This window comes from Phenylobacterium sp. T106 (assembly GCF_057219735.1).
This window is the reverse complement of the sequence record NZ_JBXVWA010000014.1, coordinates 46,918-60,758: the sequence shown is the minus strand read 5'-3', so window position 1 is coordinate 60,758 and position 13,841 is coordinate 46,918. Positions and strand designations below refer to the sequence as shown.

At 72.1% G+C, this 13,841-nt stretch carries 13 protein-coding genes; 7 read left to right on the top strand and 6 right to left on the bottom strand.

From position 1 onward, the window contains the following. The first annotated feature begins 20 nt into the window (after positions 1–20). Positions 21–1,076, top strand: a complete 1,056-nt coding sequence (selD, locus tag AC2D8W_RS21410; RefSeq protein WP_484673239.1) for a selenide, water dikinase SelD — start codon at positions 21–23, stop codon at positions 1,074–1,076. On the opposite strand, the gene glpK is transcribed toward selD, so the two are convergent. Next, a complete protein-coding gene (glpK, locus tag AC2D8W_RS21405) occupies positions 1,073–2,572 on the bottom strand; it encodes a glycerol kinase GlpK (protein WP_484673238.1) in 1,500 nt (499 codons plus the stop codon). The two genes, selD and glpK, sit on opposite strands and share 4 nt — an antisense overlap. A gap of 114 nt (positions 2,573–2,686) precedes the next feature. Here glpK and AC2D8W_RS21400 point away from each other — a divergent pair, with 114 nt between their 5' ends. The 3 genes from AC2D8W_RS21400 (at position 2,687) to AC2D8W_RS21390 (ending at position 5,212) form a co-directional block, all read left to right on the top strand. Continuing rightward, positions 2,687–3,814 carry a DUF2336 domain-containing protein gene (locus AC2D8W_RS21400; RefSeq protein WP_484673237.1) on the top strand — a complete coding sequence of 376 codons (1,128 nt, stop codon included), beginning with the start codon at positions 2,687–2,689 and terminating at the stop codon, positions 3,812–3,814. Between the two features lie 55 nt (positions 3,815–3,869). Beyond that, positions 3,870–4,649: an NAD kinase gene (locus tag AC2D8W_RS21395; RefSeq protein WP_293479929.1), complete on the top strand. Its 780-nt coding sequence runs from the start codon at positions 3,870–3,872 to the stop codon at positions 4,647–4,649. Between the two features lie 77 nt (positions 4,650–4,726). Beyond that, the gene (locus AC2D8W_RS21390; RefSeq protein ID WP_484673236.1) at positions 4,727–5,212 is read left to right on the top strand and encodes an Hpt domain-containing protein; all 486 of its coding nucleotides are present in this window, start codon (positions 4,727–4,729) and stop codon (positions 5,210–5,212) included. 10 nt (positions 5,213–5,222) lie between these two features. On the opposite strand, the gene AC2D8W_RS21385 is transcribed toward AC2D8W_RS21390, so the two are convergent. Together AC2D8W_RS21385 and spbR are read right to left on the bottom strand one after the other, a co-directional pair. Continuing rightward, complete coding sequence (locus AC2D8W_RS21385) at positions 5,223–6,026, bottom strand: NUDIX hydrolase (protein WP_484673235.1); 804 nt, start codon at positions 6,024–6,026, stop codon at positions 5,223–5,225. A gap of 105 nt (positions 6,027–6,131) precedes the next feature. Then, positions 6,132–7,262 (bottom strand): SpbR family protein, encoded by a 1,131-nt coding sequence (gene spbR, locus AC2D8W_RS21380; protein WP_484673234.1) that lies wholly within the window; start codon positions 7,260–7,262, stop codon positions 6,132–6,134. 169 nt (positions 7,263–7,431) lie between these two features. Between spbR and AC2D8W_RS21375 the strand changes: the two genes are divergently transcribed. After that, on the top strand, positions 7,432–8,655 hold the full coding sequence (locus tag AC2D8W_RS21375; protein WP_484673233.1) for a response regulator: 1,224 nt from the start codon (positions 7,432–7,434) through the stop codon (positions 8,653–8,655). Positions 8,656–8,740: 85 nt separating this feature from the next. Next, entirely contained in the window at positions 8,741–9,940 is a 1,200-nt protein-coding gene (locus tag AC2D8W_RS21370; RefSeq protein ID WP_484673232.1) for a CaiB/BaiF CoA transferase family protein, read from the top strand. Between the two features lie 2 nt (positions 9,941–9,942). Here AC2D8W_RS21370 and AC2D8W_RS21365 read toward each other — a convergent pair whose 3' ends face one another. Beyond that, entirely contained in the window at positions 9,943–10,770 is an 828-nt protein-coding gene (locus AC2D8W_RS21365) for a lytic transglycosylase domain-containing protein (protein WP_484673231.1), read from the bottom strand. Positions 10,771–10,898: 128 nt separating this feature from the next. Here AC2D8W_RS21365 and AC2D8W_RS21360 point away from each other — a divergent pair, with 128 nt between their 5' ends. Then, positions 10,899–11,582 carry an energy transducer TonB family protein gene (locus AC2D8W_RS21360; RefSeq protein ID WP_484673230.1) on the top strand — a complete coding sequence of 228 codons (684 nt, stop codon included), beginning with the start codon at positions 10,899–10,901 and terminating at the stop codon, positions 11,580–11,582. Positions 11,583–11,615: 33 nt separating this feature from the next. On the opposite strand, the gene AC2D8W_RS21355 is transcribed toward AC2D8W_RS21360, so the two are convergent. Both AC2D8W_RS21355 and AC2D8W_RS21350 read right to left on the bottom strand, forming a co-directional pair. Continuing rightward, entirely contained in the window at positions 11,616–12,785 is a 1,170-nt protein-coding gene (locus AC2D8W_RS21355; RefSeq protein WP_484673229.1) for an acyl-CoA dehydrogenase family protein, read from the bottom strand. Between the two features lie 2 nt (positions 12,786–12,787). Further along, positions 12,788–13,819 (bottom strand): NAD(P)/FAD-dependent oxidoreductase, encoded by a 1,032-nt coding sequence (locus AC2D8W_RS21350; protein WP_484673228.1) that lies wholly within the window; start codon positions 13,817–13,819, stop codon positions 12,788–12,790. Between the last annotated feature and the right edge of the window lie 22 nt (positions 13,820–13,841).

The following is a 13,841-nucleotide window of genomic DNA, read 5'->3' as shown; positions in this document are numbered from 1 at the left end:
ATCGCAGACACGGTGAGTCGATGCCACAACCCCAACGCCTGACATCCTTGGCGCACGGCGGCGGCTGCGGGTGCAAGATCGCCCCAGCGGTGCTGCGCGACATCATGAGCCGGATGCCGGCCGCCGCCGCGTTCCCCGACCTGCTGGTGGGGACCGAGAGTTCCGACGACGCCGCGGTGTGGCGCCTGAACGACGACCAGGCGCTGGTGGCGACCACCGACTTCTTCATGCCTGTTGTCGACGACCCCTTCGACTTCGGACGCATCGCCGCCACCAACGCGCTCTCCGACGTCTACGCCATGGGCGGCCGGCCGATCCTGGCGCTCGCCATCGTCGGGATGCCGGTGAACAAGCTTCCGCCCGAGACCATCGGCCGGATCCTCGCGGGCGGCGCGACCGTCTGCGCCGAGGCCGGCGTCCCGGTGGCCGGCGGTCATTCGATCGACAGCGTCGAACCCATCTACGGGCTGGTCGCGCTGGGCCTGGTGCGCCCCGATCGCGTACTGACCAACAAGGGCGGGCGCGAAGGCGACCTCCTGATCCTCACAAAGCCGCTCGGGGTGGGCGTGCTCTCGGCGGCGTTCAAGCAGGAACGCCTGGAACAGGCCGGCTACGACGCCCTCATCGCCACCACCACCCAGCTGAACGTGCTCGGCGCCGACCTGGCCGACATCCCGGGCGTCCATGCGGTCACGGACGTCACCGGTTTCGGCCTGATCGGCCACGCCCTCGAGATGGCCCAGGGCGCCCAGCTGCTCGCCGATATCGAGGTCACCAAGGCGCCCGTCCTGCCGGGCGTCGAGGCCCTGGTCCGTTCGGGGGTGCGCACCGGCGCTTCCACACGGAACTGGGACAGCTACGGGGAACTCGTCCAGGAACTCGCCGCCGTGCCGCACTGGCGTCGGGACCTGCTCACCGACCCGCAGACGAGCGGCGGCCTGCTCATCGCCGTCTCGCCCCAACAGGCGCCGGCGGTGCTGGAGGCCGCGCACGCGCGCGGCTTCCGCCACGCCGAGGTCATCGGCCGCCTGTCGGGACGCTCCATGGGCATCAAGCCCCGCGTCCGGCTGGTCTAGGCGCCGCTGCGCACCCGGTTCACGGCGTCGAGCCAGCGGGCGTAGGCCCGCTCGCGCCCGTCCGCGCCCAGGGCCGGACCGTAGCCTTCCGTGCTCGGCCGCGCGGCGGCCGCCTCGGCGACATCGGCGTAGACGCCGGCGCCGACGCCGGCGAACAGCGCCGCGCCCAGCGCGGTCGTCTCCTGATAGGTCGCCCGGCAGACGCTCACGCCTGTCAGGTCCGCCAGCCGCTGGCTGAACCAGGCGCTGCGCGACATCCCGCCGTCGATGCGCAGTTCGACGTCGCCGCGGAAGGCGTGCGGGGCGTCCGCCCGCATGGCTTCGATCAGGTCCCGGGTCTGCAGCGCGCACGCGTCGAACGCAGCGCGGGCGATCTCCGGCAGCCCGGCGTCGCGCGTGAGCCCGAACAGCGCACCCCGCGCGTTGGCGTCCCACCACGGCGCGCCGAGGCCCGTGAACGCCGGCACCAGGACGACGCCGAGGTCGTCGTTCGCCTCCGCCGCCAGTCGCTCGGCCGCCTGCGGTCCCCCGGGGATGCGGAGCCCCTCGCCCAGCCACTGGATGGCGGCGCCCGCGATGAAGATCGCGCCCTCCAGCGCATAGGTGGTCCGGCCGCCCACCTGAGCCGCGACGGTGGTCAACAGCCGCGCCTCGCTCACCGGCGCGGCTTCACCGGTGTTGAGCAGCATGAAGCAGCCGGTCCCGTAGGTGGCCTTCATCTCGCCGGGACGTATGCACCCCTGCCCCATCAGCGCGGCCTGCTGGTCCCCGGCCACGCCCCGGATGGGGATCGCGCGGCCCAGCAGACCCGGCTCGGTCTCGCCGTAGTCGCCGGTGCAGTCCAGGACCTGCGGGAGCATGGCGAGGGGCACGTCCAGCATCTCGCCCATCTCGGCCGACCAGGACCGGGTGCGGATGTCGTAGAGCAGCGTCCGCGAAGCGTTCGTCGCATCCGTGGCGAAGGTCCGGCCGCCGGTCAGCTTCCAGATCACCCAGGTGTCGATCGTCCCGGCCAGCAGCTCGCCGGCCGCGGCGGCCCGGCGGGCTCCCGGCACATGATCGAGGAGCCAGGCGAGCTTGGTCCCGGAGAAATAGGGGTCCAGCAGCAGGCCCGTGAGCTGCGTGACCCGCGCCTCGTGACCCGCCTCGCGCAGCGCAGCGCAGGCCGGTTCGGTCCGGCGATCCTGCCAGACGACAGCCTTGTGCACCGGCCGCCCGGTGGCCTTTTCCCAGACGACCACCGTTTCGCGCTGGTTGGTGACGCCGATCGCCGCCACGTCGCTCATCCGCCTGCCGGCCTTCTCGACCGCCGCTTTCAGCACCTCGACCGAAGCGGCGAAGATCTCGTCGGCGTCGTGCTCCACCCAGCCGTCATGCGGATAGTGCTGCTCGAGCGGCCGGCCCGCCTCGGCGAGCGCGGTCCCGTCCGCCGCGAACAGGATCGCGCGGGTGGATGTCGTGCCCTGGTCCAGCGCGAGGATCAGCGGTTCGGCCATGATGTGATTACCCCTGCTTCAACCTTGTCCTTAAGCATGTCTTCACCCGCCGGCCCCAGTGTCATTCCAGCCGTGTCGAACGTCGAATGTGGGGGATCCGGCTTGAGTCTCGCGATGAGCGGCGAAAGTCTGCTCGATCTCGCCAAGAGCCGCCAGCCGGCGGACCGTGAACGCCTCCTTCTGGCGATCGCAGACCTGTGCGACGCGCCCCATGCCGCCACGGCCATGACGTCCGCGCCGATCCAGGCGCTGCTGTCGTCCATCTTCATGAGCCTCGTGGTGGAGGCCGAGCGGGAAATCCGCCGCCGTCTGTCCGAGAAGCTGGCCGAAGCCGAGTGGGCGCCGAACGCCCTCGTCAACGTGCTCGCGCTCGACGACATCGAGATCGCGCGCCCCCTGATCGCCGGCAGTCCGGTCCTGAAGGACCTCGACCTCGTCCGGCTGCTGGTCGAGGCGACGATCGAACATCAGATCGAGGTGGCCCGCCGCCCCAACCTTTCGCACGCCGTGGTGTCGGCGATCCTCGAACAGGCCGAGCCCGCCGTGCTGACCGCCCTGGCCGGCAACCACACGGCCGAGCTTTCCACGTCGGACATGGAGGAACTGGTCGAGGCCTCGCGCCGCGTCGCGGCCATGCGCACGCCCCTGTCCCAGCACCCGAAGCTCACCGGACAGCTCGCCAAGCGCCTCTATCTCTGGGTCGGCCTCGCCCTGCGCAAGGGACTTGCCGACCGGTTCCGGCTGGACGTCTCGATCCTGGACGAGGCGCTCGCGGCGTCCGTGAGCGAGGGCTACTACGACATCGTCGCCGTGCCTGCGGCCGAGGCCAACCCTCGCGTCACGCGGGACGGCGAGCGCGAACTGATGGAGCAACGCCTCCTCGACAAGCTGCACGCCGCCGGCCAGCTGCGGCCGGGGTATCTCGTGCGGGCGCTGCGGGAGGGACGACTCAGCCTGTTCTGCGGCGCGCTCGCCATGCTGGGCCGGTTCGAGCCCGCCCAGGTTCGGGCGACCATCGACTCCGACCGCCCCGAACTGCTCGCCCTGGCCTGCGCGGCCGTCGGCATCGACCGGAGCGTCTTCCCCGACATCCTGCAGATGACCCGCAAGCTGAACGACGGGCGTCCCGGCGGCGGCCACGAGGCGAGCCGCAAGGCCTCGGTCGCCTTCGCCCCGGTTTCGCCCGAGGTCGCCGGCGCGGCGTTCCGGCAGGCGGCGCAGTCCCTGCTGGCCGCCGCCTGACGCGACTTCAAACTGCCGTTTGACACGGGGCGAAGCTTCGGCGGTTATGGCCGCGATGAACCGCTCGTCCTTCGTCACCCGCCTCACCTTCGTGGCCTCGACGCGCCCGGAGGCGCAGGAATCCCGGGATCGGCTCGCCGCCCGCTACGGAGACGCCGGGATCGAGAACGCCCAGGTGATCGTGGCCCTCGGCGGCGACGGCTTCATGCTGGAGACGGTGCACGCCCTCATGGCGTCGGGAAAGCCGATCTACGGCATGAACCGCGGCTCCGTCGGCTTCCTGATGAACGAGTTCGCCGACGACGACCTGCTGGGCCGGATCAACGCGGCGGAGCAGGCGATCATCCACCCGCTGCGCATGAACGCGGTCGACGTGCAGGGGCAGAGCCACGAGGCCATCGCGTTCAACGAGGTCAGCCTCCTGCGGACCACGCGCCAGGCCGCCAAGCTGCGGATCTCGGTCGACGGGAAGGTGCGGCTGCAGGAGCTCATCTGCGATGGCGCGCTGCTCTCCACGCCGATGGGGTCGACCGCCTACAACCTCTCGGCCCACGGTCCGATCATCCCGATGGACAGCCAGATCCTGGCCCTGACGCCCATCAGCGCGTTCCGCCCGCGGCGCTGGCGCGGCGCCCTCCTCTCCCATACCGCACGCATTCGGCTGGAGGTGCTCGAGGGCGCCAAGCGACCGGTCAGCGCCGTCGCGGACAACTTCGAGGCGCCGAACGTCCTCGAGGTCTACATCGCCGAGGATCGCAACGTGTCCGTCTGCATGCTCTTCGACGCCGGCCGCAGCCTCGGCGAGCGCGTGCTGGCGGAGCAGTTCTCGGTCTGAGCCGTCCGCTCCAGGGCGACATCATCGCTCATTAACGCGTTCACCCTATCCTCCCGCGCAAGTGTGGGAGAATACCTGTGAGCAATCCCAAGCCTGGGCAGTTGATCCAGCCGCCGAACGCCCTCCGTCTGCGGGTCGGCGGCGGCCGGCCGGGCGGCATCGATCCGGCCGCCATCGCCAAGGCCGAGGCCGCGCTTCAGAGCCTCTCCGGCAACTTCGGACAGTGGCTGAACGACGAGGTCGCCAAGCTGGAAGCCGCGCGCCAGGTGGTCCGCAGCGGCGGCCCGACGGCCGAGAACATGGAAGGCCTGTACTTCCGCGCGCACGACCTGAAGGGTCTCGGCGCCACCTACGGCTATCCGCTCGTCACCCGTATCGCGGGCCTTCTCTGCCGCATGATCGACGACAAGCAGAAGCGGCTCGAGGCCCCGATGTCGCTCGTCGACGCCCACATCGACGCCATCAAGGCGGCGGCCCGGGACGGCATCAAGACCGAGGATCACCCGGTCGGCGCCCTCCTCGTCAAGGAACTCGAAGGCCGCGTGCAGGCGTTCGGGGCTTAGGCGAGAGCCCTCAGCCGGCGCGGCTCTCGGCGGCGATGCGATCCATGGGCTCGGCGACCTCGCCGTAGCCCGCGTTCGACGGGATCACCAGGAAGCGGGCTTCCCCGCGCTTCTCCACCACCGGCAACACGGTGACGAGCTCGCGGGATTCCGCGCGCGCGACGCAGTCCGACGCGCTGGTCGCCTCGGCCAGCAGCTGCACGTTCATGCGCGTCGGGAAGATCACGGTGCGCTCCCCGGCGTCGGCCAGGCGCAACACCTCTGCCGGCGCGATCCACTCCGCGTCCACCGCCTCGCGCCCGTCCGCGACGGCCAACTGGTCCGCGGGCGCCCGCACGGCGTAGAACCAGGTGTCGAAGCGCTTCGGCATCATGGTGGGCGTGATCCAGCGCGCGAAGACGGTCAGCGCATCGAGCCGCAGGCGCACGCCCAGGTCCTTGACCACGTCGAGGAACGGGGTCTCGCCGCGGTCCACGGCCGAACGCACCTGAGGATCGCAGACCTCGGCGAAGTCCGACCCATCGAGCCCCTCGGCGAGAAGGATGCCTGCTTCCTCGTAGGCTTCGCGGATCGCCCCGATGCGGAGGGCGCGTTGCTCGGAGTCGAACCTGTCCCAGCCGACGCAATGGTCGGCCCAGGCCGGGTCGTGGTCGCCCGCGTGGGTCTTGCCGCCCGGAAAGACCAGCGCTCCGGACGCGAAGTCGATCTGGTGGTGCCGCTTGACCATCAGGACCTCGAACTCCGGATCGTCGCGGAGCAGGAGGATGGTCGCGGCGGGTTTCGTCTCGGCCGGCTGGCGGGGCGCTTCGCTCATGGGGCCAGCTTGGAACCCTGACCGCGGGGAAGGCAAGGACGCCGGCCCCGTCCACCTTCCGGAGGATTCCGGCGGCCTGCGCCGGCTCGTGCCTGGCGGGGTGCGCTAGGCGACTTCTCGGGCGACGTCCGCCGCGCGTCCCATGCGATCGAGAAGGTAGTCCACGTCCTCCCGCCCCGCGCCGGAAGGCTGCGTGAGGAACCGCTGCAGCATCCGCTCCTGGAACCGCTCACGGTCTCGGGGACCTCCGTCGAACTCCATCGAGTGGAAGGTGTCCACCGCGGCGCGGAAGGCGGGGAACAGCCGCGCCGGCAGGCCCGCACGCTCGTAGATGGCCCGCAGGCCCAGGGGCCCCGCGTCATGGATCATCAGCCAGGTCCGATGGTGCGGCACGCCGGCGAGTTCCGCGACCCCCCACTCGAAGAAGGTCATGTGCCCGTGCGCGAGCGCGCGCAGCAGCAGCGAAGCGCTCAGCCGGGACTCGGCGCGCAGGTGGGCCACGAGGCCCTTCACGTCGGCCGTCCGGCCCGCCTGGTCGACCAGGTCTACGGTCGCGCGCTCGGCGGCGCCGGTGGCGATCTCGACCGCCGCCTCGGCGCTCAGGGGCTGATGCTCGAGGAGGTGATCCCGGACCTGATCGCTGACGAGGGTGATCAGTCGCTCCGTGATCGAGAGCGGCAACGCCCGGCGGTAGGCCATCGCCGCAAGCACCTGCTCGGACGCCTCGAAGCGATCGATCACCCGCTTGAGCCCGGACTCGCCGAAATCCGCGCCGGGGTTTGCGCAGGCCGTCGTGAGGGCGCGCTCGCCGCCATGTTCGGCCAGCGTGTCGGTCACGCTGCGGGAAAGCTGCGGCCGACGCGCGATGGCGACCTGGCGGACCGGCCCGCCCAGGCGGACGATCTCGCTCAGGTCCTGGTCGGTGAAGACCGGGGAATGGGTGAGCAGCGGCAGGCAGACGCTTTCCACGTCCCGCGCGAGGCGGACGGCCACGTCGTGCGGCACCACCGTGGAGGCCCGAAGGGTCTCCGCAATGGCCTTGCGCACCAGCTCGGCGGCGTCGACGGCCATGACCCGAAGGATGTCGGCAGCGAGGGCGCGATCCTCGTCCGAGAGGGGCTGGCGATCCATCGCGCCGCAGAGCTTGCGCGCCGCCACGGCGCGTTCGTCCGGGGTCGCGCCTTTCACCAGCGTGCGGATGTCCTCATCCGTCAGCGCTGATCGCGTGGTCGCCATCGTCCCGAATCGCCCCTGTCCGAACCAGGTCCGGAGTCCCGCGATTCGAGATTGCCCACGCGCGCCTTAACGAGAGGTTGCCGGGCGAATCTGTGGATTAAGGATTTCGCGTAACCGGGGGCCAAGCCCTGCGCCGCATGCTGGCGGGGAGTTCAGCCGGGAGCCGCCCGTGTCCACCTCCAGCACCGCGCCGCAGACCCCGGCGATCAGCGCCGCGAGCCAGGGCATGCGGGCGCAGGCCGCACTGCTGCCGTACGCCATCCTCGCCTTCGGCGTGGCGCTGCCGATCTTCGTCTGGGCGGGCAGCCACGCCGCCAACGCCGCCTGGATGGGGGCCTGCCTCGCCGTCTTCGCCATCGGCTGGGGCGCCTTCTACGGCGTCTTCAACTGGCTGAAGACCCCGGCCGCGGACGATCTGCGGCATCGGGCGCGGATGCAGATCCTGGGCGGCCTGATCTGGGCCGGCGCCGTCGCGAGCGTGGCCCTGTTCGCCCACTTCGCCGGCCCGGCGCGCGAGACCCTGCTCCTCCTGGCCCTGGGCGCCGCAATGATCTGCGTGGTGTTCACCACCCCCTGGCTGCCCAGCCTCATGATCGTCGCGCCCGCGGCGATGGCGACGCCGCTCGCGGCGCTGTTCCTTCACCCGGAGGACCTGCCCGCCGCGCAGCTCGGCCTCGCGGCCGCCGCCCTGTCGCTGGCCCTGGCCATGCTCGTGAACCGGATCCTGCGCCGCCAGTACGCCCTGGCGGCCGAGCGCGAACGCCTGCTGGCCGAGCGTGCGGAGCAGGCCGAGGCCGCGCGCCGCTTCGCCCGGGTGAAGTCCGAACTGGCCGAGACGCTTTCGGAGGAGCTTCGCGACGGCCTGAGCGGCGTGGCCCATGTCCTCGCCACCGCGGCGCGCGGCCGGGCTGCGCCGACGCGGGGGCAGGTCGGCGTCGCGCTGGACGCCGTGAACGAGCTGCTCGCCATCGTGGGCGGCCCCGCGCCGGGCGCCGGGGACGATGCGCCGGCGCGCCGGCTGCGGATCCTGGCGCTCGAACCCGAGCCGCTGGGGGCTGCCGCGCTGCGGGCGAGCCTGGAGCAGCTGGGCCACCAGGTGGTCAGCGCCAGCCGCGCGTCGCGCGCGCTCGACCTGGCGCGCATCTGCGACCTCGACCTCATCGTCTGCGGGGAGCCCGAGGCGATCCCGGGCGTCCGCGGCCTTCCGGGGGGCGCGGGAGCGACCCCCATCGTCGCCCTGATCGGCCAGGACATGGCGGAGGCCGAAGCCGCCCTCCAGGCGGGCGCCGACGCGCTGCTGCGTCGCCCCGTGGGAACGGCGCCCGCGGCCCGCGCGATCGCCGAAGCCCTGGCCAGCGCCCCGGCGGCCAACGACCGGGACGCCGCCGCCTGAAGGCATCGCCTCCGGCGCCGCGCAACCGGCTGGGCGCCGCCCCGTAAGGTCCGTTAGTGTCCCCCGGCCAAGGGAGATGTGACACGTGTTGCTGCAGGGTCTGAGGGTCGTCGATTTCACCGCCTACATCGCGGGTCCGGGTACGGCCGCGATCCTCGGCGACTGGGGCGCCGAGGTCATCAAGGTCGAGCGCCCCGAGGGCGACAACATGCGCCACGTCTTCGCCGACCTGAAGAGCGACATCGGCGCGAACCCGACCTTCGACGTCGACAACCGCGGCAAGCGCGGCGTCGTGCTGGACATCACCAAGCCGGCCGGCCGCGACGCCCTAGCCAAGCTGGCCGAGACGGCCGACGTCTTCCTCACCAACACGCGGCCCGCGTCGCTGAAGAAGTACGGCCTCGACGAGGCGACCCTGCGCAAGGCCAATCCCCGCCTCGTTTATGCGGTGATCACTGGCTACGGCCTCGAAGGGCCCGACGCCCACCTCCCCGGCTTCGACGTCACCGCGTTCTGGGCCCGTTCGGGGATCGCCTACATGACCGCGCCCAAGGGCACGGAGCCCTTCATGCGCACCTCGGGCATGGGCGACCATTCCACGTCTCTGGCCACCGTCGCAGCCATCCTGGCGGCGCTGTACGAGCGGGAGAAGACGGGACAGGGCCGCCTCGTGCAGACCTCGCTGCTGGCCACCGGCGTCTACCTCTGGAGCTCGGATCTCGCCGTGCAGCTGAAGCTGGGCCGCGTCGCCTCGGTCCGGTCGCGCGACAATCCGATGAACGCCATCGCCAATCACTTCCGCAGCTCGGACGGCCACTGGTTCGTGCATAACCCGCGCGGCGCGTCCGGCGGCTGGGACAAGTTCGTGAGGGCGGCCGGCCGCGAGGACCTGATCACCGACCCTCGCTTCGCCGGCGGCAAGGAGCGGCGCGCCAACGCCAAGGCCCTGGCCGAGGAGCTGGACGCCGCCTTCGGGCAGCTGCCCATGGCCGAGATCGCCCGCAGGCTCGACGAGGCCGACCTGGTCTGGGCGCCCCTGCAGACGCCGGCCCAGGTGGCCGAGGATCCGCAGATCGCGGCCGCCGGCGGCTTCATCCAGATCGAGGACGGCCAGGGCGGGACCTACCGATCGGTGGCCGCGCCCGCCCGCTTCCCGGGCGCCGACGTCACCGCGCGCCCGCGTTCCCCGAAGCTCGGCGAGCACACACGGGACGTCCTGAAGGAGCTGGGCTACGCCGAGGCCGACATCGAGGCGATGTACGCCGAGGGCGCCGCGGCCGGCTGAGGCTAGCTGTCGCGGTTGTCGCTCAGCATCTTCAGCATCTCGCTGGTGAACAGCGAGCCGGTGAGGCGGCTGCCGACGCCGGCCTGATCGGCGGGCTGCGAGCCTTTCAGGATCATCGCCACCAGGGCGTCCTGCTCGCGCTGCCGCGCGGCGCGGCGCGTCGAGGCGTACTGGACGAAGCCGCCGTCCACCGGGTCGGCCTCGGGGCCCGGGGTCGACACGGCCTCCTGGTTCCCGCCCGTCCGGGTGAGGTTCGCATAGACCTCGCTCACCGTCGCGGCGCGGCCCTCGCGGTAGAAGATCGAGCGGTTGGCGCGGGCGGCGTCCGGGAACAGGGAGGCCGCCGACGCGCCGGGCTGGGTCTGGACGGCGTTGATCAGCCGTGCCGAGCCGTGGGGTCCCAGGAAGTGCGCGGCGTAGAGCTCGCCGGCGGTGGGCGCGCGGCCCGTGCGGCCCTTGAGGTAGGCGGCGTGGTCGGAGGCGAGCTCGCCGGCCATCAGCGAGGCGGCGTGCGGATCGAGCTTCAGGTCCATGACCGCGCGGCGGGCCTCGGCGCCGTCCACGCGGAGCCGGCCGTCCGAGCCGCGGCTGATCAGGTCGGCGTAGCGGGCGTAGCCGTGCTTGGCGCCGTGCTGCTTCAGCGTCGAGAGCCAGGTCTGGTCCACGAACTGGAAGAGCCCGGCCGCCGACGAGGTGGAGGCCCGCGCCTTCGGGTTGAAGCTGCTCTCGCGGCCGGCGGTCTTCATCAGGAAGCCGAAGTCGACGCCCGTCGCCTTGGAGGCGCGTTCGATGGCGGCTTCGACGATGCCCCGGATACCCTGCACGGACATGGTCCCAGGAGTCGGCGATCATGGTTAATGCCCCGCTAAACGCTAAACAGGCGTCTTTAGGGGGCTGCCACATTACGGCTGTAATTCACGATCAGCTTACGTCTGTAAGCCACTCGTGGAGCTGTCCCATGGTCATCCGCCAGGCCACCCCCTTCGACGTCCGGCCCGCCCGTCGGCCGATGTCGAGGAAGACCACCCTGATCGTCGCCGCCTCGCTGGGCGCGCACGCCGCCGTCGCGGCCTACCTTGCGATGATGCAGTTCGCGCCGCCGAAGACCCTGGCGGTCGAGGATCCGCCGGTCATCATCGATCTCCTCCCTTTGCCCGCGAAGGACGAGCCGCCGCCGACTCCGCCGGAGAAGCCTGACCGCAGGATGGTCGACCTGCATCCGCCGGAGAACGTGCCCAGCACGCTGCCCCTGCCGCCCCTGGAGCAGGCCCCCGTCCCCGTCGATGTCCCGCAGACGGTGGGGCCCCTCGCCGCCCTCGACCTCACGCCCCCGCGGCCGCCGCGGACGCCGGACATCGTCCGCCCCGACTGGCTGAAGCGGCCCGGCGCCGAGGAGTTCGCCCGCTACTATCCGAACCGCGAGGCGCGCATGGGGACCGAAGGCCAGGCCACCCTGGCCTGCATCGTGACGGCGTCGGGCGCGCTCAGCGGCTGCCGCGTCACCTCCGAGACCGCCGACACCGGCTTCGGCGCCGCGGCCCTGAAGCTGGCGAAGTTCTTCCGGATGCGGCCGCAGACCATCGACGGCCAGCCGGTCGAAGGGGGCCAGGTCGTGATCCCGATCCGGTTCAGCCTGAAATAGGACCGGGTCGGAGGGCCTGCCGCAGGGTGGTTCTCAGTAGCTCTTCGGCAGGCCCAGCACGCGCTCGGAAATGTAGTTCAGGATCATCTCGCGGCTGACGGGCGCGATGCGGGCGATCATCGATTCGCGGAAGTAGCGCTCGACGTCGAACTCCTTGGCGTAGCCCATTCCCCCGTGGCTCAGCACGGCGGTCTCGCAGGCCCGGAAGCCCGCCTCCCCGCCCAGGTACTTCGCCGCGTTCGCCTCGGCGCCGCACTCGCGGCCCGCGTCATGGAGGGCGGCGGCCTTGAATGCCATCAGGTTGGCGGCCTCGAGCTCGGCCCAGCAGCGCGCCAGCGGGTGCGCCACGCCCTGGTTCTGCCCGATGGGCCGGCCGAACACGACGCGTTCCTTCGCATAGCCGGCCGCCCGCCTGAGCGCCGCGCGCCCCAGGCCCACCGCCTCGGCCGCGATCAGGACCCGCTCGGGGTTCAGGCCCTCGAGCAGATAGTAGAACCCCCGCCCCTCCTCGCCGACCAGATGCTCGGCCGGGACATGCAGGTCGTCGATGAAGACCGCGTTCGACTCCACCGCCTTGCGCCCCATCTTCGGGATCGGCGTGGCGGTGATCCGGCCGCGATCGAAGTCGGTGTAAAAGAGGCTGAGCCCCTCGGTCGCCCGCTTCACCTGATCCTTCGGCGTGGTCCGGGCGATGATCAGCATCTTGTTCGCGCGCTGGGCGTTGGTCGTCCACATCTTCCGGCCGCGGATGACGTAGCCGTCGTTCGTGCGTTCCGCCCGGGTGGTGAGGCTGGTCGTGTCCAGCCCGGCGTCGGGCTCGGTCACGGCGAAGCAGGTCTTGTCCTGCCCGGAGATGATCCGCGGGATCGCCGTCTCGCGGAGCGCCGGCGTCCCGAACTTCACCACCGGCATCAGGCCGAAGATGTTCAGGTGCATGGCGCTGGCGCCCGAGAAGCCCGCGCCGCTCTCGGCCACCGTCTGCATCACGATCGCCGCCTCGGTGAGGCCCAGGCCCGAGCCGCCCATCTCGGACGGCATGGCCACGCCCAGCCAGCCCGCCTCGGCCATGGCGTCCACGAACGCCTCGGGGAACACCCCGCTCTCGTCGGTCTGACGCCAGTAGGCCGCATCGAACCGCGCGCAGAGCCGCTCGACGGAGTCGCGGATGGCCTGCTGTTCGTCCGTGAGCCAGAAGCCGCTCATCCTCACCCCCAGAGAGACTGACGGAACCGCGCGGGGTCCATCCGCTCGGCATAGCGCCCACGGTCGCGCTCCGTCACGCAAGCCGTCACCACCCGGGCCACCAGCGGCGCGAGCAGCCAGCCGTTGCGCCGCGCGCCCGCCGCCAGGATCACGCCCGGCTCGGCCTCGCTCCAGCCCACCAGCGGCAGGCCGTCAGGCGTCGCCGCCCGGACGCCCGCGGCGGCCTGCGCCGGCGCGTCGCGCAGGCCGGGGAAGAGCGAGAGCCCCGCCGACAGCAGGCCGGCGGCCCGCGCCGCGTCGACCTCCGTGTCCGCGACCCCCGGCTCCATGGTGGCGCCGAAGGCCATGCCGGCCCCGGGGGCGGCGTAGATGCCCTTGCTGCGCACGACGGGGCCTGCCGCGGCCGCCGCCACCCGCACGATGTGGCCCTTGATGGGCGACAGGTGGCGAAGTTCCGGCGCGGCGTGCACGAGGCCAGGCAAGGCGCCGGTGGCCGCCACCAGCACGTCCTCGCCGCCCCGCCCCCTCGACATCTCCGGGACGTGCGCCACGCCCGCGGCGAGGCCCGCGCGCGCCAGAGCCGCCAGCGCCGCCGGGGCGTCCAGGCGCCAGTCCTCGCGAGTCAGCAGGGCCCGCCCGAAAGCCTCGGACAAGCCGGGCGCCATGGCCCGCGCCGTCACGCCGCCGATCTCGGTCGGCCGCGCATCCAGGGCCGCAAGGGCGCCGGCCAGCGCCTCGAGCCAGCCGTCGTCGCCCACCGCCAGGGCGCCGGACCAGTCGAGCGCGACGCCGGACCGGGCCGCCAGTTCGGGCCACAGGTCCCGCGCCGCCATCAGCAGGTCGAACTGCGTGCGCGCCACGGGGTCGAGCGCGGCCTCGAACACCGGCGCGATCATGCCGGCCGCGACGCTGGAGGCGTTCGGCCCGCCGGGGTCGAACAGGGTCACGCGGCAGCCGGCGTCGGCCAGGGCCAGGGCGCTCGCCCAGCCGAACACGCCCCCGCCGGCGACCGTGACCCTGGGCCCTTGGCTCATGCCCCTACCCACCCGCTGCGCG